Source organism: Fibrobacter sp. UWB16 (genome assembly GCF_900215325.1).
Taxonomy (GTDB): Bacteria; Fibrobacterota; Fibrobacteria; order Fibrobacterales; family Fibrobacteraceae; genus Fibrobacter.
This window is the reverse complement of sequence record NZ_OCMS01000002.1, coordinates 416298-438326: the sequence shown is the minus strand read 5'-3', so window position 1 is coordinate 438326 and position 22029 is coordinate 416298. Positions and strand designations below refer to the sequence as shown.

Sequence of the window (22029 nt, the reverse complement as noted above, 5' to 3'; positions counted from 1 at the left end):
ATATGTAAAAACAGTTTTTTTTGAGATTTTTTAAATGATACCCGTATAATACAGGCAATTTATTCTTTTATCTATCATTTTTTGACGCAGATTATCTATTTTTTCCGCCCATGAATTGGTCTATTGTATTTTTCATTGTTATGATGCTTCTGCTGTTGCGCATTTTACGCCTCAGAATCCGCGCCAACAGCACCCGTTCCGAATCTTTCAAGCGACTCCCGCCAAAAGATCAGCTTGCAGTCCTCAAAGAATGCCTTCTGAACAATCCATCCGAAACAAATCTCAAGAATCTTGGCAATTTTTTCGAGCAAACATCGCAAAAAATCGACATCGAGAGCTACCGTCCGTTCCTCAAATCTCAGTTGGCCATTTTCGGTCGTAAAGACGCCATCGCCGAAGATAACGAACTCTACGCTCAAGAGTGCGAGTGGATGGACAAAATAAAGCCTCTTGAATTTGAAGAGGCTGAATCATTTAAGCAAAGCAACGAAACTCAAAAGTATATCGAGCGCACCCTCGAAGGGATTGCCCGCCTGTATTCGGACAACGCCATTTTAGAGGCCCTTGCAAAACTCGCACCGGACTACCCGCACGCAAGCGAACTCGCCGAAGGCTACAAGCAGCTCATGCAGGCACGCGACGAAAGCACCGCCGACGACAAGTCTCTCGAAGCTCTCCGCAAGCAAAAAGACGCCTGGGAAGAAGACCTCTTGAACGTGAGGGTATAGACCATCATGCTGAGGGCAAAAAGCCCGAAGCACCTAATCACGTCATGCTGAGGGCGAAAGCCCACAATGTACAACTCGTCATGCTGAGGGCAAACGCCCGAAGCATCCAGTTATTTCTCCAAAAAATCCAGCGCCTCGCCCGCCAGTTCCACACAGCGGTTGCACGGGATAATCTTATTCGGGCGAATTTCCTTACACTTGGTACAGCCCTGAGCACCGCGCTTAAAGACATCTTCAATCGATTCAGCGTGGTCGGGCTGCATCATCTTCGCGGCATAGAGCGCCCCGCACAAACCGTCCGGAGCCTTGCCACCGCCAAAAGTACGGAACATTTCAGCGGCCTTTACCGCTTCATCTTCGGACTTGCCCGTAGCACGCGCATAGCCATAAGCTACAGCCATAGCGCAATTACCGCGCTTATCTGCATGAAATTTCTTCGAAAATTCGGCAATCGACATAAAAGCTCCTTTTACATTGTCATGCCGGCCTCCGTGCCGGCATCACCTTTTCTTATAAATATATATATTCTAGCTATGCCTAACGAAAACAACGACATTCAAAATCTCGACCTCGACCAGCTCATCGGCAACATGAGTTCCATCAACAGCGAAGACTACTGGTTCACCAAAGTCAGTAAAATCGAGGAACACGACGAAACCGCACCGCAAAAGCAAGGCGAACAAGACTAAAACGAGAACCATTTATTTTTCAAGATCCATTTCAACAAGAGTATCCATAAAATATTGCAGTGAAGAATACTTGATTTCAGGGGCATCCAAATTCGTCTGTGTCTTAATTGAATTCACATAATATCTTAGATAATTCAGAAACTTCGTCTCGATTTCGCGGAAATGATCTTGCAATTCCTTAAATTCATTTGCATCAATCCTTGTTACATCTCCAATATCATCTTCTGTAACAATAACAGCCTTCGCAAAATCAAGAGCCGGGATACGCCCTGTCGTGCTTAACGATTTTCGACCAGATTTTGCAAAGAAAAAGCAATGCGAAATACGACCTGTCTTAGGACGGTGAGCACTTGTTCTAAAAGGAATAGCAAACGTACCCTGAGCTATTTTCAAAATCAAAACCAAATGCGGTCTTTTTGGTTTCTTTAATATTTCAACATGCTGAGCATGCTCTTCAAAAAATTTTTCGTTCAAATGAACGATTGTAATTCGGCTCATTTTCTCCTCAACAAAAAAGCCGCTCCTTATATTTTCATATAAGAAGCGGCAAATTTTGGTTTTTCTTTTTTTCTCAGGTGGCAACCTACCACCCTGTTTCATCAATTTGGCCTTTCTTTTTTTCTCAGGTGGCGACCTACCACCCTGTTTCTATTGTTAATATACAAAAAAGCAGACCGCAAGTCAAGCATATCCGAAAAAAGCCCCGAAGACCATTCCACTGACAGGAATAAGTCCTGCAGTTCTAGAAATTCAACGACAATAATCCGCCCACACCCCCATTAACGGGATTCACAAAAGGCACGATTTGATAATCATTCCACTTTTGATAGTATTTTTCATATTTACTGCGGCGAACTAATGTCGCAATTTCAAAGGTAATATACCCAAGACCAGCAGTTCCCATAATAGCTAAAGGAGCAATAATCCCAACCTTCTCCATAGTAGATATTTTTCCACCGCGAACTCCCGCCCCCAAAGCCACAGGCAAAGAGATACAACCAGAAGCAATCATGCCTCCGATATAAGTCCAGAACATCACGTCTTTCACAAAAACATCGGTGTGATATTTTTCCAAATTGTACTCATACATTTTCTGATAATACGCAGCAGAATCCACAGGAGTCTTCGCAACAGGAATCGAGCCGTTCAAAGACTTTTCCTGCGCAAAACTGAACGAACAAAGCAAAATCAAAGCTACAATCAAATGTTTGTAAAAATGCATGCAAATAAAATAGAATAATGATTCCAGATTCTCTGAAAAAAAAGCGAATAACTGACAAAGCAATAAAAAAGATATATAGAACGAAAAAAATCTCGCGAGAACGCGAGAGTCTCTAAAAAGGCGATGCCGCCTTCCCCGTTTCGAGGACTATATCCACTAAGCAGCAAAGCTGCAAGTGGCTATTAGCAAGTGCGGCATGACAACACAAAAAAGACCCTGCAAAAACTTGCAGAGTCTTTCAAAGGTGATGGATCCTATCGCCCTTTTTAGGGCTCCAGGATGACTTTCCTGTGGATTACTTATCAGTAAGCACAGCGACGCCCGGGAGCACCTTTCCTTCGAGGAGTTCGAGGGATGCGCCACCACCCGTAGAGGTGTGGGTCACCTTCTTGTCAGCGCCGTACTTCTTGGCAGCCGTAGCGGTATCGCCACCACCGATCACGGTGATTGCGCCAGCAGCGGTAGCTTCGACGATAGCGTCGGCCATAGCCTTGGTAGCCTTTTCAAAGGCTTCGAATTCAAACACGCCTGCAGGACCGTTCCAGACGATGGTCTTTGCGGACTTGATAGCATTCACGAAGAGCTTGGTGGATTCAGCGCCCACATCGAGGCCCATCCAGCCAGCCGGAATGCCTTCGGCATCCGTGACAGCCTTAGTAGCAGCATCGGCAGCGAACTTGTCGGCAGCGATGTAGTCAACCGGGAGGATGATTTCCTTGCCAGCAGCCTTAGCCTTAGCCATGAGATCCGGAACGAGCTTGGCACCTTCTTCGTCAAACAAAGAAGAACCGATTTCGATGTTGTTGAGAACCTTCTTGAAGGTGAAAGCCATGCCGCCGCCGATGATGATCTTGTCGGCCTTGTCGAGGAGGTTGTTGATGAGCTGGATCTTGTCAGCGACCTTTGCACCGCCGAGGATGGCGAGGAACGGACGCGGAGGATTGTTGAGCACCTGGTCGAAAGCCTTGAGTTCCTTGTTCATGAGGAAACCAGCGGCACGCTGCGGGAGTGCGACACCAGTCATGGAAGAGTGATCGCGGTGAGCGGTACCGAAAGCGTCGTTCACATAAACGTCAGCGAGCTTGGTGAGGCTTGCGCGGAATGCCTTGACGGCTTCCTTGTCGGCCTTTTCCTTGGTTTCGGTGCCATCAGCGTTCTTGATCTTGCGCTTGCCTTCTTCTTCGATGTGGAAGCGGAGGTTTTCGAGGAGGATGATTTCACCCGGCTTGATAGCGGCGCAGGCGGCTTCGACTTCCGGACCAACGCAGTCGGAGAGGAACTTCACCGGCTTCTTGATGAGTTCTTCGAGCTTCTTTGCAACCGGAGCGAGCGTGTACTTCATGTTCTTTTCGCCATTCGGACGGCCGAGGTGGGAAGCGAGCACGACGGCTGCACCCTTGTCGAGAGCGTACTGGATGGTCGGGAGAGCGGCTTCGATACGCTTGGTGTTGGTGATTTCACCAGTCACCTTGTCCTGCGGAACGTTGAAGTCGACACGGATGAACACGCGCTTGCCGGCGAGTTCGAGATCTTCGATAGAAAGCTTTGCCATTATAGCACCTTCTTTTTTAGGGTTAAAATTTCACGCGGGAAAATATAGTAACTTTTGCGTAGGGCGAACAAAGCGAAGCTGCTTGCAGATTCATTTTTGAGCCCAGCAAAAGACGCTCAAAGAGCGTCAAAGGCGAGAGCTGCGACAATTTCCTAATTCCGATTTCACAAGAAGGCGCCAACCCCATCCCCCCCCATTTAGCCCAGCCTTGCATTTTGTAAATAGACGTTTACAAACGAAGCCAATTAAACCCTATAATTACATGATATTTTCATCACACTAATAATTTATTCGCCCAAATCGTGATTCCTTTCGTGAAAAAAAATTATATAATTCATTACTGGTGTTTTTTTTATATATTTTCCAAAAAAATTGGATTATTCGGAGTAGATACGATGAAGCGTTCTTTCTTATTGGCCCTCTGCCTTTCCGCTGCAGCAGCATTCGCTGGAGTTTATGATATTGCTGATTTCACGGCAAAAGATGCCGTCTCGTCTGACAATCAGATTTTTGCCTCTTACGGCGAACTGAACACAGTTTCTGTTGATGAAGCAGCATCTGTTCCTTCTGGAAAAATCGTTCTCCGTCAGAAGTTTGCTCAGGAATCCGGCATTAACGCCTATCAGCTTTACATCGGTGATGTCGGTGATATTTCTTCCATGACAGCGTTGAGCGTTCCTTCTACCGCCTCTTACAAAAACGTTGTGAAGTCCAAGCTTTACGTTCGCCGCGGCATGAAGCCGGGTGATGACGCAGAAAAGGTTTACTTTGACGGCAAGTTCGTTTACATCCCGGGTGCAACGTCCGCAATCGCATTTGTCAACGGCGTACAGGTTGACCTCAAGGGCGAAGCTCCGGCTGAAAGCGCCTCTGCTCCGAAGCAGGAATGCGACGAATTTGACGTTTCTTGCGACGAAGACATCATTGCAGCAAAAAGCGGCAAGAACTACGATGTTTCCGGTGACTTGAATAGCACTAACGCTCGTGCCGATGCTCGCGATTACTCCGCTTCTGCAGCAGCACAAGATGTTACCGACCGTTTCGGTATTGCTGACGAAGTCCGCTTCTGGAGCGCAGTCGCCCTCTCCGCAGTTGCAGCAGGCAGCGCCGTCATGGGCATCTACCAGCAGATGAAGTCTAGCGAAGCAAACGACGCCTACAAGAAGCTTAAGAAAGTTTCTGACATCGTCGAAGACAAGATCAAGACCGCTTGCAGCAAGATTAACGGTGTCACGGACCAGAAAGCTTGCATTGACCACTACAAGACAACAAGAAACGCTACGACTGAAACTAATAGAGGCGCATTCATGGCTAGTGGCTGGACTTATGCAGACCTCCAAGACAGAATGAAGGTTAACACGGACACCAAGGATTCTTACGCTATGGGCCGCAACATCTGGTTCGGCGTCACAGCAATCTCCTTGACAACAGCTATCGTGTTGTTCGCATGGTAATGGAACAAGGGCGAATCCGACTCAAAGACGTTCAATTTGATTGCATTGTAGGCATACTCCCCTACGAACGCGAAAACGAACAGCCAATCATCTTGAACCTGACCCTTTGGTTGGACTTTGCCAAAGCTGCAGAAACTGAAGATTTAAACGAATCTATCGATTATGCAAAGCTGGCGGAAGAACTCAAAGGGTTCATCCGCCTTTCTTGTTTTAAGCTAGTCGAGACTCTGGTCGTTAAGACCGCGGAATACGTTCTGGAGCATTACCCCAAAGCAACCGCCGTCGAAGTATCCGTCGCAAAGCCCAAAGCCGTTCCCGGTTGCCTTGGCGCCGAAGCAAGCATTAAGATTAGTAGAGATTAGCCTCTAAAGGCGCGGTAGCGCAAAGCTTCTGAAAGATCCATAATATCAACGGCGGAGGCGCCGCGCAAGTCAGCGATCGTGCGCGCGACTTTTAACAACCTAAAGTATCCGCGCGCACTCAATTCCATTTTAGCAGCGGCATTTACCGCAAAGCTTTCTACAGCAGGAGTCATCTCCGCAAATTTCCGTGCGTATTCCGACGACATTTCGGCATTGGATTTAAAAGTCAAATTGCGAAAGCGCTCCCGCTGAACAGATCGTGCAGTACACACGCGCCTGCGAATATCCGCAGACGACTCCCCTCGCCCTTTTATCGCAAACATGGCAGCATCTACAGGTGGCACGCTCACCTGGATATCGATACGGTCCAATAGCGGTCCCGAGATTTTTTCACGATAACGTTTGCGAGCCTCGGGCAAGCAAGTACACTCGCGTTTCGGGTCCATTGAATAGCCGCATGGGCACGGGTTCATAGCAGCCCCCATCATAAATCGAGCAGGCCACACCACAGTACCGCTAGCTCGGCTAACCGAGATTTCACCTTCTTCCATCGGCTCGCGTAAAGCTTCCAAGACGCTCCGGTTGAACTCAGGCAACTCATCCAAGAACAATACGCCATTATGTGCCAAGCTCGCCTCGCCCGGCAAGAGCCGTGTGCCACCGCCTACAAGCGAAGCCATAGACGCCGAATGATGCGGTGAACGGAATGGCCGCGTAAGTACAGGTTTAAACTCATCAGAATCACCAGCACGACGCGCACAGGAATGGATTCGCGTTGTTTCCAAGATTTCCTGTTCCGTCATCTCAGGGAGGATTCCCGGCAAGCATTTCGCACAAAGCGTCTTGCCCGCACCAGGAGAGCCCACAAGCAAAAAATTATGCGCTCCCGCAGCAGCAATTTCAAGCGCTCGCTTTACACCTTCCATCCCCACCACATTCTTAAAATCAGGAACGCCATTACCAATATCCGCCCGACACGACGCAATCCCTTTTGAGATTTTCACATCTTGGCTTGAATTGCGCTCTAGAATTTCAACACATTCCCCAAGTGTATCCGCACAAATAAAACGAAGACCTTCCACTAGCGAGGCTTCCTGCACATTCCCGCGCGGAATAACGAGAATGCGCTCACGTTCTGTAGACAAATTCATTGCGATAGATAACACTCCACGGACAGGCTTCAACAAACCATCCAATGAAAGTTCGCCCACAAAGACATAGCGATCCAGCTGTGGAATTTCAATTTCCCCAGTCGAAACAAGCAAGCCAATCGCTAGCGGAAGGTCTAATGCACTCCCCTCCTTTCGTAAATCCGCAGGCGACAAGTTCACCGTTGTACGGAAACCAGTCACCACTTTCCCGATGGAACGTATTGCCGAAACGACTCGCTCTCGAGATTCCCTTACCGCATTGTCCGGAAGCCCAACAAGAGTAAAACCTGGCAGTCCTTGAGAGGCATCGACTTCTACACTCACGGGAACAGCCTTTATTCCAAACAAGCAATAAGAACGGATTCTACGAAACAATTTGCACCTACCTTACGCTACTGCAGCCTGATACTTTTCAAGCACGCAATTTTCGATATGTTCACGCAGCTGTCGCGTAATCGGCAAACATACAGTGCGGTAATCTTCGCCCTTGTAGAATGTATCAAGCGGATACCCCACAAACATGCCATTTTCGCCATCCATCACGCGGAGCCCACGAATCTGAATTTGGTCATTCAGTACAATTGTCGCAATCCCCTTCATGTGGCCAAGATTAGCCCCTTCCTTGAACGGATAAACTTGAACATTCGTCACGGCAAGACAGTCAAACGCCGGGGACATTGCAGGGATACACGATGTTTTCTTTTCTGTTTTTTCAGCCATATCGGCCTCCTATTTTTGAAGATTAACCGCAGGCAAATGCACTCGCATTCTAGCGGAACACAACACAGTATGCAAAAGGCGTGCCAAAGCAAAAATTGGCGTTTTTAAGCAAATTTCAGCACTTTCATTCAAATAAAAAAGTGATTAATCGATTTAACCACTGATTAATCAGTCTTTTTAATTCATATAAGTTAATCAAATTCAATACTTTATCCACATTAAATTAAAGCTATAAAATAAGGTCAATAGTCATTAGTCAATGGTCATTAGAAAATCTTTAGTTTCAACAATCAACCAAAGACCAATAACCAATGACCAACTACCAATAACTTTTTCTAACTTCTACCCATGCTTTTAAAACCGAATATGCAATGGACGGCCAACCAGGGAATCATTCACCCAATGGTCACAGCCGAGTTTTCGCAAACGACAAACAGCGTCGTCGTTAAGTTTACCGTAGAAGAACCTTTGGACTGCTACCGCGCCGCCGTTCAAGAAGACAACGGACGCAGCTGGGAAGATTCCTGCGTGGAAATTTTTTTGCAGAACCCAACGAACCCAGCCGAATATTTCAACTTCGAAACGACAAGCCGAGGCTTTGTGCTCGCCGCCCGAGGAAACGATCGCAACAACAGACAAACGCTTCCGCTCGACACTATCGCGAAAATCAAGCGTTCAGGAACAGCGCCGAGCATTCAGGACGATTCTGTCTATTGGACAATGACGGTCGAAATTCCTGCCGAGATTTTTGGAATAAAAGCATTCGAGGCGCCACTCCGCGGAAACCTCTACAAATGCGCCGATAAAGCAAACACGCCCCATTACCTGAGCGCATTCCGCATAGAAACAGAAAAACCGGACTTTCACCGCCCGGAATTCTTTCAGATATTGCAGCAATAAAGATGCATCTCGTCATCTTGACGCCAACGGCGGAAAGATCCAGTCAAGTCTAGCGAAGAACTCAAGAAATTACTGGATTGACGGCTACGCCGTCCGAGGCTTCGGCTCAAAAATAGGTCTGCAAGCAGCCCTGCTTTGCTCACCTCGCACTCGATTCTTCCGCCCTACGGTCGTCAGAATGACGACGAGCGTAATAGTTTACATCATTCTAAGTTTCATCTCGAAGACGGGGCGATCATTTTCGTCGAGAATTCGCATGTACGTAGCACCGTTGTGATCGGCACGGAAGACTCTCATCGTCTGCCCTTCTTCGGATTCGCCCAAGTAATGAACTTCGAGTTCAGACGGAATGCAGAGTTCCAAATCCGAAGCGCTAAACACATTGAGCGCAAGCTTCACATATTCAATGTTGTTCATGTGGTGCGACATGTCGATATGCTGCGGCAGCACCTTTTGCTGATAAACTTCTTCGTACTCTTCGGGCTTCACGTTAAAGCGGTCGAATTCATCCGTCATAAACGCTTCCGGGAAACCTTCCGTCGGGAAGTCCACCGAAGAAAGTCGCATCGGGCGATGGCGATCGAGACTGAGGCAGCACATTTCCTGTTTTGCAAAAATAATCGGTTCGCCTTCCACCGTGGTGATTGCCGTATTTTCGTTCAAACGAATCAGCTGATTATCCGCCGGAAAAGACGTCGTCACAACCTTGTCACGCCAATACGGGCGCTTGAGGAACTTGAACTTAGCCTTGTAAACGACCCAGAAGCCGCCCTTTTCTTTCACCACGAAATTATCCATTTTCATGGCGCCAAAATTTTCAGTAATATTGTCCTGGACCATGAGCACAGTCTGTGCAAGACCCATCTTTCCAGACACATCAATATAAGCCGAAGTAATTGTTCTCGGCTTTTGGAACACGAGCGGATTTTTCGCCAAAGTATAAATATCAATCATGGTTTTTAATATAATTTTTTTTATCATTTGGGCGCATGTCTACCGTTATTATTTTCAATAAGCCTTTTGGTGTTTTGAGCCAGTTCACCCCCGAAGCGGGCCACCCCGCCCTCGATAGCTTCGGATTTCCGCCAGGAGTGTACGCCGCAGGCCGACTCGACCACGATAGCGAGGGCGCTTTGCTCCTGACCGATAACGGCAAGCTCATCAAAAAGCTTCTAGACCCAAAATACGAGCACCCACGCACATACCTCGCGCAAGTAGACGGCCAAATCACCGAAGAAGCCGTTCGCAAGCTCGCAAAAGGAGTAGACATCAAGGGCTACCACACGAAGCCCTGCAAAGCTGAAATTGTCGAAGCCCCGGACTGGATTTGGGAACGCAATCCGCCAGTACGTTTCCGCGCAAACATTCCCACCAGCTGGGTCCGTTTAACGCTCATCGAAGGCAAGAACCGCCAAGTCCGTCACATGACTGCAGCCGTAGGCTTCCCCACGCTCCGCCTTGTCCGCGTGCAAATCGGAAACATCCCGCTTGGCAAATTAAAGCCCGGCGAATGGCGCATCGTCACAGACAAAGTTATTTAAACATCCGATTATTCGCCTTTGATAAATTGACAATGGAAGATTTCTAAAAGCCAATATTTATCCCCCTTCAAAGAGATATTTTCTTAATAGTAATCACCAAAGGGGGATATTTGGATGAAATACACAACAATCAAGGTTGTAGCCTTGTTAGCGGCTACAGCCATAACAGTCTATGCTAACGAAGGTCCGTGCGACATTTACGCAAGAGCCAATACGCCATGCGTAGCCGCACACAGTTTAACCCGAGCCTTGTACGGCAATTACAACGGGAATCTTTACCAGGTCCGCCGTGCCGACGGCGAAACCAAGGACATTCCGGTTGAGACCATGGGAGGTTATGTCAAATCTTCCGTGCAAGACGACTTTTGTGCAGGCTCCAAATGCACAATTTCAATCATTTATGACCAGAGTAGTTACAAAAACGATTTGAAAAAATCGCCTCCCGTCTTTTGGCTTAAAGAAGGCGGCAGAGAAGCCATCGCCGACAGGGCGCCCATCTACATCAACGGTCGAAAAGCGTACGGCTTTTATCGCGACGCGTGGTCTTCTACAGGTTACCGCAACAACGAAACCAAAGGTGTCGCTACCGGAGACGAAGAAGAATCCATGTACATGGTGGTCGATGGCAGGCACTACAATGACATGTGCTGTTTCAACTACGGCAACGCTGAAACAACCGGCAATGACGACGGCCCGGGAACCATGGAATGTATTTATTTCGGTGACGACAAGGATTGGGGCGGTCCTGGACAAGGCACAGGCCCATGGGTCGCCGCCGACTTGGAAGACGGCGTGTTCAAAGGCAACGATGCCGGATACATGTGGGGCAGAACACATACTACCCCATGGCCAGATGCACAAACAATTGATGCCGACTACGCTACAGCCATGCTCAAAGGACCGAACGACGGCACATTCAAACTGAAAGGCGGCAGTGCGCAAGAAGGAAAGCTCACCACTATGTGGGATGGTCCCCGCAAAAGAGGCTATAGTCCGCGCAAGCTCCAAGGCGCCATTGTCCTCGGCAACGGCGGTGACGGCAGCGATGGCGGCGCAGGAACATTCTTCGAAGGCTGCATGACAATCGGCAACCCGCCAGATTCTATTGACGATAAAGTTCAAGCAAACATTGTCGCTGCCGGTTATGGAAGTAAAATTGAACTCAAGAAGCCTGATCCGATTGAACCGTTTAAGGATACGCTTACCATCCCGGGAAAAATCGAAGCAGAAAACTACGACAAGGGCGGCAACGGTCAGGGATTCTTGGACACCGACATTGAAAACGAGAACTCGCTCTACCGCGAAGACAATGCAGGCCTCGACAGCGCAGGCGACGCCATTATTTACGGCTGGGGTTATGCCAACGATTGGCTGCGTTATACGATAAAAGTCTCCAAAAACGATTCGCTCGACATTACCGCACGCGTATCGTCGCCAAGCGATAGCACATTCTTCTCCATTCTCGTTGATGATAAAGATATCGCTAAAATCACTGTTCCCAACACCGGTGACTGGAAAAACTTCGAAACCGTCACAACGACCGTACCTGCAATTACCGCGGGCGACCATGTACTCAAAATTCGAATAGACAAGCCATACTTTAATCTCGATTGGATTGAAATTGCTGCGGCCAAAGAAAAAACGGCATTGCCTAAATTCAGCATTCGGACAAATTCATCGCAAGCTTACTCCGTCTATGATGTCCTTGGGAACCGCGTGACCTCATTCCAAGCAAGCGAAAGCTCTATGCAAAACATTTGGGATAAAGCTCGTGTAAATCTACCAGGTGGCATTTACGTCATCAAGACCAATAGCAAAACAATTCGAATTTCAAATACGAAATAACACACTCCTCACAACCAAACTCATTCAAGCAGGCTTCGAAAGAAGTCTGCTTTTTTCAATAGCAATTACATTACGATTATTTTGACGATTCGCCGGACTGGCGTTCACGCTTTTCGTGATTATAGATAAACGGCTGTACTAGAGCTTTAACAAAGGGTTCCGCATTCTTCACATTTTTTGTCAAATAGCAATCCTTATCTCCATTACGGCACTTGTCCCACTCTATTCCATCTTTTACTTTATCATAATTAAGGTTTTCCCCTAGACATCCGTTCCCTAAGTCCATGCATTTGGGTAAATTTGGAGACATGTATAATACAGATTCAGGGACCCAAACATTCTCTTCGTTTTGAGATTTCTGAACATCAGATAAAAGCTGGGCCATCGCTACAGAACTGCAGCACATCAAAAGAAATACAGCGATACGCAAAGCCTTAAACATCGCTTTAAATATATACAAATTCCTATATACAAGAACGCCCCGCAAGCACAAACTTGCGGGACGTTCTTAATGAAAGGGAGATTCCCGCTCAAGGCGGGAATGACAATTCATCCGATTAGATAAGTCCTTCAAAGAAGTTGTTGCCCTTGTCATCGACCAAGATGAATGCCGGGAAGTCCTTGATGGTGATCTTGCGGATGGCTTCCATGCCGAGTTCCGGGAAGGCCACGATGTCGTTGCTGAGAATGTTCTGTTCAGCGAGGATGGCTGCCGGACCGCCGATAGAGCCGAGGAAGAATCCACCGTACTTCTTGCAGGCGTCGGTCACGTCCTGAGAGCGGTTGCCCTTAGCGACCATGATCATCGAAGCACCCTTGCTCTGGAAGCGCATCACGTACGGGTCCATGCGGTTAGCCGTCGTCGGGCCAAAGCTACCCGTCGGCATGCCTGCCGGAGTCTTGGCCGGGCCAGCGTAGTAAATCGGGTGGTCAGAAACAACCTTGAGCACGGTCTTTTCTTCGTCCGTGAGTTCTTCGCCGCGTTCCTGCTTGTCGAAGATTTCAGCAATCTTCGCGTGGGCCATGTCGCGAGCCACGATCATCGTACCCTTGAGGGAAAGACGCGTCTTCACCGGATACTTGGTGAGGTCGGCGAGCACTTCCTTCATCGGACGGTCAAGGTCAATTTCGATAGCCGGAGCAAGGTTCACGGCGTTGCCAGCCGGGATATAATTTTCCGGATGGTGTTCCATCTTTTCGAGCCAGAGGCCGTTTTCGTCAATCTTGGCCTTGATGTTACGGTCAGCAGAGCAAGAAACGCCGATGGAAACCGGGCAGCTTGCAGCATGACGCGGAGCGCGGATCACGCGAACATCGTGTACGAGGTACTTGCCACCGAACTGGGCGCCAATGCCTGTCTTCTGGCAAATGTGGAGAACCTTTTCTTCCATTTCGAGGTCGCGGAAAATACGACCGCCTTCAGAACCGCTCGTCGGAATATCGTCGAGGTAGCCGCAGCTAGCGAGCTTCACCATGTGCGTGTTCATTTCGGCAGAGGTACCGCCAATCACGATAGCAAGGTGGTACGGAGGGCAAGCGGCTGTACCGAGCGTCTTCACCTTTTCGGCGAGGAACTTTTCCAAGGACTTCGGGTTGAGGAGCGCCTTGGTCATCGGCCAGTAGTAAGTCTTGTTAGCAGAACCACCGCCCTTGGCGACGAACAAGAACTTCATTTCGGCACCTTCTTCGGCATGGATATCAATCTGAGCCGGGAGGTTGCAGCCCGTGTTCTTTTCTTCGTACATGGTCAAGGGAGCAATTTGGCTGTAGCGAAGGTTCTTGGTGGTGTAAGCGTTGTAGACACCTTCAGAAATAGCTTCGGCGTCATCAAAGCCCGTCCAGACCTGCTGGCCCTTGTGGGCAACGCAAATAGCCGTACCGGTATCCTGGCAGAACGGGAGAATGCCCTTAGCGGCAACGCATGCGTTCTTGAGCATGGTGAGGGCGACAAACTTGTCGTTATCCGAAGCTTCCGGATCCTGGAGAATCTTGGCGACCTTGGCCGTATGGGCCGGACGGAGGCAGAATTCAACTTCTTCGAATGCAGCCTGAGCGATCTTCGTCAAAGCTTCCTTGGAAACCTTGAGGATCTTCTTGCCTTCGAATTCGGCGACAGAAACGCCATCTTTACCGAGATTTACGTATTCGGTAGTATCTTCACCGTGCTGGACGGTAGCTTCGTATTTGAATGCCATAGTAGATAATAGGGGTTAAGGGTTATTTCGTTACTTTCGGCTGTAAAAATAATTCTTTCCATCGAAAAAGCTACCCAACTTTGTTCCACTTATCCCCTAGAACCGACCGTTCATCACCCTTTTTCACAATTTTTTTGAACTTTTTTACTTTTTTCATGACCAAAATCACAGAAGATGTATTATTTTTGATAACGAAACAAAAAACTTTCTTTTCTAAGAGGATTGAATAATGAAAAAGATTCTGCTCGCCACGATGATTTCGGCAGCTATGGTTTTTGCAGCTCCGGCCGCAAAAAAGGTTAGCAAGGCAGCTCCGGCCAAGAAGGCCGTCGCCGCCAAGGTAGAAAAAGCAGCCGAAGCTCCGGCCGCAGTAGAGGCAAAGGCTGCTGAAGCCACAGCCGCTACCCAGACTCAGGCAGCAGAAGCAACCGCTGCAGCAGCTAAAACAGCTGACAACACCGCAGCTGCAGCTCAGGCTCAAGCCGCAGCAACGACTGATGCAGCACAGGCTCAGGCAACCGCCACCGCCGAAGCAGCACAGACCCAGGCAACAGATGCAGCAGCTGCAACGCAGGCCCAAGCCGCTGACGCAGCACAGGCAGTAACTGCAACAGCAGATTCCGCACAGGCTCAGGCACAAGCCGTCGCTGACACAGCAAAGGCTCAGGCCGCTGAAGCCACTGAAGTTCTCGAAGCCAAGACCGAAGCTCCGGTAGACTCCGCAGCTCTCGCCAAGGCCGAAGAAGAAAAGAAGGCCGCTGAAGCCGAAGCTAAGGCAAAGGCTGAAGAAGAACAGAAGAACGTCGAAAATGAAACAAGCGGCACGGCAAAATCCGCAGTCATGGACAATCCGTGGGAATTCATCGCCGTTTCTGCAGCATTCATCGCCTCTGTTCTCGTGATCATCTTCACTGGGGACTAATAAGCGATTTTAAGAACGCTTTTCTAAAAATTTGGAGACCGCCCGCAAGGACGGTCTTTTTTTTTTGTGCGTCCAAAAATTTTGCAAAAATGAGGAACAGCTAGAGAACAGAAATAAATTTATTTTAAGTCATCCCCATGTAAATAAATTATTTTACTTCTAGATAAGATAAAGTAATTAAGCAAAATATTTTTTTTTGCATTTTCCATGTTTGGGAGGAAAAATGTCTATTATAAAGTATCTTTTGATACTGTTTTTTGTTGTACCCTTAGCAATCGCACAACAAGAACAACCCACTCCATATGACCTAATCAGGCCAACATTTCCGCTAACATGGGACACGACCGTTTTTGATCATTACGATGCATCGGTCACCAAGAAAAAGAATACCGTTCCCAAAATCAGGACAACTCCATTTTACGCGCCGAACGCCTATATTGTCGACACCCTAGACCAGGCTTATCTTGACGCCATCAATTACCACATGTCGCCCATCCGCGTAAACCAGGCGGGCTATCTCGAAAGCGACAAGGAACGTCAATTCTACTACATCGGAACAGCCTCCACCTTTGAAATTGTCGATGTCAACGGCAAGCCTTTTAGCCCTGCCATTACCGGCTCGCTAAAGTCTTCTGGCCACACGACATCCTCTGACTGGACCATTGTCGCAGGCACAAACGCCGCCACAAATGACCAGATGCGCTATAAAGTGGATATTACCGGTCAATCCGGCACCATCATGATTGGGAACATTCCGCAGGGAGTCCCCACAGACACCCGCCTCCGCATTAAAGTCGGCAATGAAATTTCTAGCACGTTCATCATTTCCGACCAGGTGTACACTATGGTCAAGGATGCCGCCATCAAATTTTACGGCATCAACCGCAGCGGTTACGGAGATTCTTGGTTCCACCCATCAAGCCACACGAAAGATGGCGCCGGCGCAGTAACCGTCGGCGACAAAGCAGAAGTTCGAAACTATTACGACGCATCAATGGCAGGGACTCTCGAAGGCGGTTACTACGACTGCGGTGACCACCTGAAAGAATCCCAAACCCAGATGTATGCCTTCATGGTCGCTGCGGTCATGGCGGCAACAAACCCGGATGTAGACGTAGACCATTACAAATTCAACCATGGAGCAGGCGGACGCGACGGTGTCCCGGACATGCTCCGCGAAGCGAAGCACGGCGCTGATTTTGTACTCCGTTCCTTTGTAAGGGCAAAAGGCGTCATCGACGACATGGCCCTTTCCATTGGAGCCAAAGGTTCTGACCACGGTTGGTGGGGACGCCCGGAAAATCAGGATGGCATTCCGGTAGACGGCTCGCCATCAGCAACAGACCGAGGCGGCCCAAGTTCAAGAATGGTCCGTTTAGGTGAAATAGGCTCGAATATCGGCGGTGAAACAGCCGCAGGCCTTGCCATTCTTGGCAAGATGTTCAAAGATTATTCCGAATACGAAGATTTTGCGGACAGCTGCTTGATGGTTGCAGAAAAAATGTACAGCCTGGCCAAAGCCATCGCTCAAGGTAAAAGCACCTATGACGGCGACAAGCCGATTAAGAACAACACATCTGCAGCAAGCTGGTCCAGTCAAGCCTATAACGGCAACAATGAATTCTACGACGACTTGGCACTCGCTTCTGTAGCCCTTCTCTACGCCACCGGAAACAAGCAATACGCCGATGATATGATCCGTACCAGGAAATTAGTGCCAGCAGGAGTAAAAATTGGCGATAAAGGGCAAACGGCTCCAACTCAGGAATATATGGAAAACTGTGCCGGTTGCTTTGAAGGCGGCTGGTTCGTCACAAACGACAAGGGGTTCTTGAAAAACGTAAAGTCTACAAGTTGGGCCAACAGCTACACATTCGCCCTTTACGCTTTGTACAAGCTCATCCTCGCCGACAAGAACAAGGCAATCACGCAATACGGCCTGACCGAAGATGAATGGCTGAACGCCGTTGAAGACTGCGTTGCCAACTTGATTTATAACGTTTCCGACATGTCCGAAGGTGCCGGAGCCTCCATCGAACTACCCATGGGCAGCATCATCTGGAAACAGAATAAAGTGACATACGACGACGATTGGTACAACATGGCCTCGCCATCTGGGGATTGGATTTACAACCGCTACCAAGCAGGCAACATCTTTGATGTCATGGCATACGTCGATGTCGCCAAAAGCATAGAAGCTCAAGGCATTACGCTCCCGCACATGGGCACCCCCAACTGGAAAACCGACGAAATGCAACAGCTCGCCATCAACCAGATGAACTACATGCTTGGCGTGAATCCGTGGGACATTTCGTTTATCTACGGCGTCGGAGACAAGAATGATGCCCACCCGCACCACCGTGCTTCAAACCCAGAAGGAACAAATGTTCCAGGCGGTCATTACCCGTATAAAATCCCCACAGGCGCCTTCCTTGGAGGCATCAAGCCCGGTGGAGCCAATTCATTTGTTCCAAAGACAATGAGCTGGGAAGATTATGAAAAATCCGAAGTCTGCATCGACGCCTCTGCTACGTTCTTAGGCGCGGTTAGCCTTGTCGCCCACAAATTCGATATGACCCAGGCGCCAGACATAAGCGTAGAAATTCGCCACAAAAGCGCAGACTCCGCCATTGTGACTGTAAATCTGACCATACGAGGAACAGCCGTCATTCATTACGGCACCACAGAAGGTGAATACTCGCTTACCGCAACAGACAACCTTAAAGGCGTCCAGCACGATATCGTCCTCCGCAACTTAACGCCCGGCACCACCTATTACTTCTACGTTACGGGAGCAAACGCCTACAAGCCTGAAAACGAAAAGCCCAAATATCTCGTCGACAGCACACAAACGCCGTATTCATTCACGACCCTAAGTTCCGTTGAAAGCGCAGAAATCACCAACGTCACCGTCTGTAACGTATCTGCAGACAGCGCCGAAATCATGTGGTACACCCCGAACGGCGAATACGAATCCAGAATTTACTGGGACGTCCAGCCGCACTCTACAGCAACCGAATACGCCTACAATACCGGTGCAGGAAACGCCGATGTATCTGGCATTCCGACCCAATTCCATTACGTAAAGATTGGTGAGCTCAAGGAAAAGACGACTTATTACTTCATGGTCGAAAGCAATGGCACATTTGCCAATGTCGACGATGACGGCAAGCCGTTAAAATTCACGACACCCGTCACGTGGTACGACTTTAGCGTAAAGACTTACCAGTACCCTTGGCAGGTCGATATGGCCATGGTCAACATCAACATTTTCAATAACGAATCTAGAGCATTCGACAGTTTGACCATCCGCCTTTACATGCGCGGTACCGACGAAATCGAAAACGATATCGGCATGGGTACAGACATTTGTAACGACTATGACGAAGCGGGTTTCAGCGGCTCATGCCCTGAAGAAACCATCGAGGAACTTGCAAGACTCCTGCGCGACGCCCATCCTGTCAAAATTGAAGACACCTACGACGATGCTACTGGAACATGGCAATGGTACTTCCCGCTAAACCTCGGCTCCACAGTCATCAAAAGTTCAAGCCGCCTGCGCTTTGACGTGAGATTTGATCACCGCAGTCCGTACCCACCTTACAAGGACTTGATGAACGAAGCGCCAAACAAAAAGCTTTATTGCTATTCTGGCAACAAATGGTACGCCCCGTCCAACGAAACTCCGGGCGCCCCAACCTTGGATGAAAATCCGGGTGACTGGAGCTGGATGCCGCACTCTCGCGCAAACGGCGAAGAACTGGATTACCCAGGCATGCCGTGTATCGAAAAAGACGAAGGAGACAAAGACTTTGACGCGGCTCCGGTGAATCCTTATGTATCCGTGTACCGCAAGGATGAATTTATCTGGGGTTACAGTCCTTCCAAGAAGGAAATGCAGACTAAGAGAGCGAACTACAAAATCAACATGGTACTTGATCCACCGTTCAATGTATCCAACGGTTCCCATATCGATATCGACCAAACCAGCAGCACCGTCCACGTCACCGGCAAGGCTCACATTTCTGAAGGAGGATACATTACAAAGATTTGGGCCAACGGCGTCAAAGTGAGTGGCGTTCCATATGTTGACGGTTTGAATAAATGGATTCTTGACGAATCAGGAACAAAAATCATCGCCAAGTACGATATTCCGACCGACATGTGGAATCTCGACATTCCGGTCAAAATGAGCATCGGAAGCAAGAAGGTCGATATAACCCTGTTCGCAGGGCCTGACCCCACATGCGATGCATGCCTAGAAAACGGCGGATGCGCCTTCGAGAACAGATCCTACTACGTGAACTTCTCCAAAGGCGATGCCACGGAATCGCAGCTTGTCATCAAGGACGCCTTGGTCAACGGCAACCCAATTATCAGCCCCGCCAATCCGGAAGGCACGACATTCTACATTGACGTGATGGACAAAGATAAAGTCAAGAGCAACACAAAGACAATCGATGTCCAAATCATCAACAGCAAGAGGAATGACGAACTCACCGTCACCTTGAAAGCAGATGCAGCAAATCCAGGCCACTTTACCTGCGGGCCGATTACCGCAGTCAACCATTCCAAGGAAACGAGAAACCAGACTTCCGAGATTTCATTCTTCGCAGGCGACACCATCCAGGTTGTCTATACCGACCCGAATGACGAAGACGATATTTCGAAGCAATCGTTCTACGCCATATCCAAGGTTCCGTCGCCACAGAAGGTTCTCGCCGAAGATACCGACTGCGATAACAAAGCAGACCAGCTGAGAATCATTTTTTCGAACAAGATTACTGAGGGATACACGCTTGACAGCATCAAGTACTTTATCGAAGGCATGACAGACTCCATAAAGGTTCCGCTTACAGCCTCGAAATATGCGGACTTGAATGAAGTCACCATCCCTATTGACACAAGCCTTATCCCGACCGATGCAACCCCGTCCGGAAAAATCACGACTTACATTGCAGACAAGGGCACGCCTAATGCAGAAACGACAAAAATAACGGACGGCATCCTCCCCACACTCGTGAGTGTCTCGATTCTCGAAAAATCGGACAATGACAACAACGACCTTGATACCGTCTTGATAACATTCTCAGAACCGGTAATCCTTTCATCCCAAAGCGAATGGCCGCTTTCCATTTCGGGAGCAGCAGGAGTACCAACCGTCACCGGAAAAGGTACAACAACAAACAACGGAATGAGCTGGCAATTTATCATCAGCGGAAACAAGGACAATACACTAGTACCCATTGGCGCCCAAGCTGCCGCAAGAACGACCGGCGGATATTCCATTACCGACCAAAATTTCAATCCGATTGATCCAACTGGTTGCAAGCCTACGGTACCAGTAACGCTCATCAGCCGCCCAGTTCCGGTCTATCACGCAGAAATGATAGACATCCAAGGCGACGGCATTCCGGACAAGATCTACATCATGTTCGAAAGCAAGCTGAAAACAAAGGACATGTTCGATAGCATCGTGACGAGCTGGGGAAATCCGGGCATTACACGCAGCTTTATCACAACGGCGGACACCACAGGCGGCGTCATCAAGCCAAATGAATCCTACTGGACAATCCGTGACTCCGTATCGGCACCGTTCTCCGTGCAAATAGACTCCGTTACGAAAAAGGATTCCGTCAACACGTATAGCATTATCGAAATCAACATTCCAGAAAACAAAGCCTATCCAATAGGTTCTACAAGCGGCGAAAATGACGGAAACGGTACGATTTCCCCGCACAAAGGCATTACTAATGGATTTTTCGAAACCATCTACACACTTTACGACAAATGCCCCCCAATCATCACCTCGGCACGTCTAGTCAGTGGTTTACTCACGGTCAACATATCTGAATCGGTAAATATACTCGAAACAGGCAAGTACATACAGCGGGAACACGACGAATACATTCCATCCGAAAAGCCACAAGGCTACGGCAAGAGCTACCTATTCACCTACAACGAAAAGGATAACGTCTTCCATGCCGGCGACCGCGTCCGTCTCGTCCCAGACATACTCGGTTCAGCATTCATCGACAAGAACGGAATTGCACCGACAATTTCTAATCCCTACGTACGCATCACAGGCAATGACAAGATCCGCTTCAACGTGACGCTGACCAAGCCTGTTTCTAAGCCAAAGGCAGAAGCCTACATCGGGCGCCCAGAAACAATCGCCAACGAATCCTTCGTCACAAGCGCAGTCATCAACGGCAAGCACAACTTTATCAACGGAGACGGTTCCGTTCTCGGTCAAGTGGATACGGCTGCTTATTTCAGTTCGGGCCCGAACTTCGAAATCGAAGTCATGATGCCGTCCGCAAGCTTTACGACTCACGAAGGATTGCCAATGTACGATTTCCGCCTGAAAGTCGTCATGGACCTCTATGACAACCTCGGACAGTACATCAACACCTATAAGCTTGATATTCCAAAAGAAAAATTTGCAGAGATGCGAAACCTGATCAATAACGGTCTTTTTAAGTTGAACCTGGAATGGGCCGCCAAAGACAACGAAGCTCCTGTAGCCAAGAAGGGCAACAAGATTGGAACTGGAGCCTATATTGCAAAATTCGACCTCACGGCAGAATCCTTCTGCGCCACGAATTTTGACAAGTCCAGCAACGATTACAAGCTATCATGCGAAAAAGCCGGAATCAAGGCAGAGAAAGCTTCCGATAGCAAAACCAAGACATTCGGCTTCAAGAGGAAAATGTAAAAATCAGAAAAAAGTCTCCTGGATTTAACG

Annotated in this window: 18 protein-coding genes; 9 read left to right on the top strand and 9 right to left on the bottom strand. The window is 48.6% G+C overall.

Annotation, left to right across the window (positions count from 1 at the left end; all coding sequences use genetic code 11):
• Nucleotides 1-110: 110 nt before the first annotated feature.
• A complete protein-coding gene (locus CRN95_RS07165) occupies nucleotides 111-728 on the top strand; it encodes a hypothetical protein (protein WP_097020487.1) in 618 nt (205 codons plus the stop codon).
• A 110-nt stretch (nucleotides 729-838) separates the two neighbouring features.
• Here CRN95_RS07165 and CRN95_RS07160 read toward each other — a convergent pair whose 3' ends face one another.
• Complete coding sequence (locus tag CRN95_RS07160) at nucleotides 839-1186, bottom strand: hypothetical protein (RefSeq protein ID WP_088629291.1); 348 nt, start codon at nucleotides 1184-1186, stop codon at nucleotides 839-841.
• A 75-nt stretch (nucleotides 1187-1261) separates the two neighbouring features.
• Between CRN95_RS07160 and CRN95_RS14910 the strand changes: the two genes are divergently transcribed.
• Nucleotides 1262-1417: a hypothetical protein gene (locus tag CRN95_RS14910; RefSeq protein ID WP_200816187.1), complete on the top strand. Its 156-nt coding sequence runs from the start codon at nucleotides 1262-1264 to the stop codon at nucleotides 1415-1417.
• Between the two features lie 12 nt (nucleotides 1418-1429).
• Here CRN95_RS14910 and CRN95_RS07155 read toward each other — a convergent pair whose 3' ends face one another.
• The 3 genes from CRN95_RS07155 to pgk form a co-directional block, all read right to left on the bottom strand.
• Entirely contained in the window at nucleotides 1430-2017 is a 588-nt protein-coding gene (locus CRN95_RS07155) for a hypothetical protein (protein WP_097020486.1), read from the bottom strand.
• 142 nt (nucleotides 2018-2159) lie between these two features.
• Entirely contained in the window at nucleotides 2160-2639 is a 480-nt protein-coding gene (locus CRN95_RS07150) for a hypothetical protein (protein ID WP_097020485.1), read from the bottom strand.
• 295 nt (nucleotides 2640-2934) lie between these two features.
• Nucleotides 2935-4191, bottom strand: a complete 1257-nt coding sequence (gene pgk / locus CRN95_RS07145) for a phosphoglycerate kinase (RefSeq protein WP_088629294.1) — start codon at nucleotides 4189-4191, stop codon at nucleotides 2935-2937.
• A gap of 395 nt (nucleotides 4192-4586) precedes the next feature.
• Here pgk and CRN95_RS07140 point away from each other — a divergent pair, with 395 nt between their 5' ends.
• Nucleotides 4587-5645 carry a hypothetical protein gene (locus CRN95_RS07140; RefSeq protein ID WP_088629295.1) on the top strand — a complete coding sequence of 353 codons (1059 nt, stop codon included), beginning with the start codon at nucleotides 4587-4589 and terminating at the stop codon, nucleotides 5643-5645.
• Complete coding sequence (gene folB / locus CRN95_RS07135; RefSeq protein ID WP_088629296.1) at nucleotides 5645-6007, top strand: dihydroneopterin aldolase; 363 nt, start codon at nucleotides 5645-5647, stop codon at nucleotides 6005-6007. Before CRN95_RS07140 ends, folB begins: the two co-directional genes overlap by 1 nt.
• Here the strand turns inward: folB and CRN95_RS07130 are convergent.
• Together CRN95_RS07130 and CRN95_RS07125 are read right to left on the bottom strand one after the other, a co-directional pair.
• Nucleotides 6004-7533 (bottom strand): YifB family Mg chelatase-like AAA ATPase, encoded by a 1530-nt coding sequence (locus CRN95_RS07130; RefSeq protein ID WP_088629297.1) that lies wholly within the window; start codon nucleotides 7531-7533, stop codon nucleotides 6004-6006. The two genes, folB and CRN95_RS07130, sit on opposite strands and share 4 nt — an antisense overlap.
• Nucleotides 7534-7545: 12 nt before the next feature.
• The gene (locus CRN95_RS07125) at nucleotides 7546-7878 is read right to left on the bottom strand and encodes a SpoVG family protein (RefSeq protein ID WP_235002928.1); all 333 of its coding nucleotides are present in this window, start codon (nucleotides 7876-7878) and stop codon (nucleotides 7546-7548) included.
• Between the two features lie 348 nt (nucleotides 7879-8226).
• Between CRN95_RS07125 and CRN95_RS07120 the strand changes: the two genes are divergently transcribed.
• Nucleotides 8227-8778 (top strand): carbohydrate-binding family 9-like protein, encoded by a 552-nt coding sequence (locus CRN95_RS07120; RefSeq protein WP_088629298.1) that lies wholly within the window; start codon nucleotides 8227-8229, stop codon nucleotides 8776-8778.
• Between the two features lie 198 nt (nucleotides 8779-8976).
• On the opposite strand, the gene CRN95_RS07115 is transcribed toward CRN95_RS07120, so the two are convergent.
• Nucleotides 8977-9732: an acyl-[acyl-carrier-protein] thioesterase gene (locus CRN95_RS07115; RefSeq protein ID WP_088629299.1), complete on the bottom strand. Its 756-nt coding sequence runs from the start codon at nucleotides 9730-9732 to the stop codon at nucleotides 8977-8979.
• Between the two features lie 35 nt (nucleotides 9733-9767).
• Between CRN95_RS07115 and CRN95_RS07110 the strand changes: the two genes are divergently transcribed.
• The gene (locus tag CRN95_RS07110) at nucleotides 9768-10319 is read left to right on the top strand and encodes a pseudouridine synthase (RefSeq protein WP_088629300.1); all 552 of its coding nucleotides are present in this window, start codon (nucleotides 9768-9770) and stop codon (nucleotides 10317-10319) included.
• A 114-nt stretch (nucleotides 10320-10433) separates the two neighbouring features.
• Entirely contained in the window at nucleotides 10434-12164 is a 1731-nt protein-coding gene (locus CRN95_RS07105; protein WP_088629301.1) for an arabinofuranosidase catalytic domain-containing protein, read from the top strand.
• Nucleotides 12165-12240: 76 nt separating this feature from the next.
• Here the strand turns inward: CRN95_RS07105 and CRN95_RS07100 are convergent, their stop codons facing one another.
• Nucleotides 12241-12606 carry a hypothetical protein gene (locus CRN95_RS07100; protein WP_088629302.1) on the bottom strand — a complete coding sequence of 122 codons (366 nt, stop codon included), beginning with the start codon at nucleotides 12604-12606 and terminating at the stop codon, nucleotides 12241-12243.
• A 115-nt stretch (nucleotides 12607-12721) separates the two neighbouring features.
• Complete coding sequence (locus CRN95_RS07095) at nucleotides 12722-14359, bottom strand: fumarate hydratase (RefSeq protein ID WP_072826902.1); 1638 nt, start codon at nucleotides 14357-14359, stop codon at nucleotides 12722-12724.
• Nucleotides 14360-14588: 229 nt separating this feature from the next.
• Between CRN95_RS07095 and CRN95_RS07090 the strand changes: the two genes are divergently transcribed.
• Nucleotides 14589-15281, top strand: coding sequence for a hypothetical protein (locus tag CRN95_RS07090; RefSeq protein WP_097020484.1), 693 nt, complete (start codon nucleotides 14589-14591; stop codon nucleotides 15279-15281).
• 223 nt (nucleotides 15282-15504) lie between these two features.
• The gene (locus tag CRN95_RS07085) at nucleotides 15505-21999 is read left to right on the top strand and encodes a glycoside hydrolase family 9 protein (RefSeq protein ID WP_097020483.1); all 6495 of its coding nucleotides are present in this window, start codon (nucleotides 15505-15507) and stop codon (nucleotides 21997-21999) included.
• Nucleotides 22000-22029 lie beyond the last annotated feature (30 nt).

What these genes read in the sequence shown, in the direction of transcription:
- CRN95_RS07165 (WP_097020487.1), top strand. Translation starts at nt 111, where the DNA reads ATGAATTGGTCTATTGTATTTTTCATTGTTATGATGCTTCTGCTGTTG.
- CRN95_RS07160 (WP_088629291.1), bottom strand. Translation starts at nt 1,186, where the DNA reads ATGTCGATTGCCGAATTTTCGAAGAAATTTCATGCAGATAAGCGCGGT.
- CRN95_RS14910 (WP_200816187.1), top strand. Translation starts at nt 1,262, where the DNA reads ATGCCTAACGAAAACAACGACATTCAAAATCTCGACCTCGACCAGCTC.
- CRN95_RS07155 (WP_097020486.1), bottom strand. Translation starts at nt 2,017, where the DNA reads ATGAAACAGGGTGGTAGGTTGCCACCTGAGAAAAAAAGAAAAACCAAA.
- CRN95_RS07150 (WP_097020485.1), bottom strand. Translation starts at nt 2,639, where the DNA reads ATGCATTTTTACAAACATTTGATTGTAGCTTTGATTTTGCTTTGTTCG.
- pgk (WP_088629294.1), bottom strand. Translation starts at nt 4,191, where the DNA reads ATGGCAAAGCTTTCTATCGAAGATCTCGAACTCGCCGGCAAGCGCGTG.
- CRN95_RS07140 (WP_088629295.1), top strand. Translation starts at nt 4,587, where the DNA reads ATGAAGCGTTCTTTCTTATTGGCCCTCTGCCTTTCCGCTGCAGCAGCA.
- folB (WP_088629296.1), top strand. Translation starts at nt 5,645, where the DNA reads ATGGAACAAGGGCGAATCCGACTCAAAGACGTTCAATTTGATTGCATT.
- CRN95_RS07125 (WP_235002928.1), bottom strand. Translation starts at nt 7,878, where the DNA reads ATGGCTGAAAAAACAGAAAAGAAAACATCGTGTATCCCTGCAATGTCC.
- CRN95_RS07120 (WP_088629298.1), top strand. Translation starts at nt 8,227, where the DNA reads ATGCTTTTAAAACCGAATATGCAATGGACGGCCAACCAGGGAATCATT.
- CRN95_RS07115 (WP_088629299.1), bottom strand. Translation starts at nt 9,732, where the DNA reads ATGATTGATATTTATACTTTGGCGAAAAATCCGCTCGTGTTCCAAAAG.
- CRN95_RS07110 (WP_088629300.1), top strand. Translation starts at nt 9,768, where the DNA reads ATGTCTACCGTTATTATTTTCAATAAGCCTTTTGGTGTTTTGAGCCAG.
- CRN95_RS07105 (WP_088629301.1), top strand. Translation starts at nt 10,434, where the DNA reads ATGAAATACACAACAATCAAGGTTGTAGCCTTGTTAGCGGCTACAGCC.
- CRN95_RS07100 (WP_088629302.1), bottom strand. Translation starts at nt 12,606, where the DNA reads ATGTTTAAGGCTTTGCGTATCGCTGTATTTCTTTTGATGTGCTGCAGT.
- CRN95_RS07095 (WP_072826902.1), bottom strand. Translation starts at nt 14,359, where the DNA reads ATGGCATTCAAATACGAAGCTACCGTCCAGCACGGTGAAGATACTACC.
- CRN95_RS07090 (WP_097020484.1), top strand. Translation starts at nt 14,589, where the DNA reads ATGAAAAAGATTCTGCTCGCCACGATGATTTCGGCAGCTATGGTTTTT.
- CRN95_RS07085 (WP_097020483.1), top strand. Translation starts at nt 15,505, where the DNA reads ATGTCTATTATAAAGTATCTTTTGATACTGTTTTTTGTTGTACCCTTA.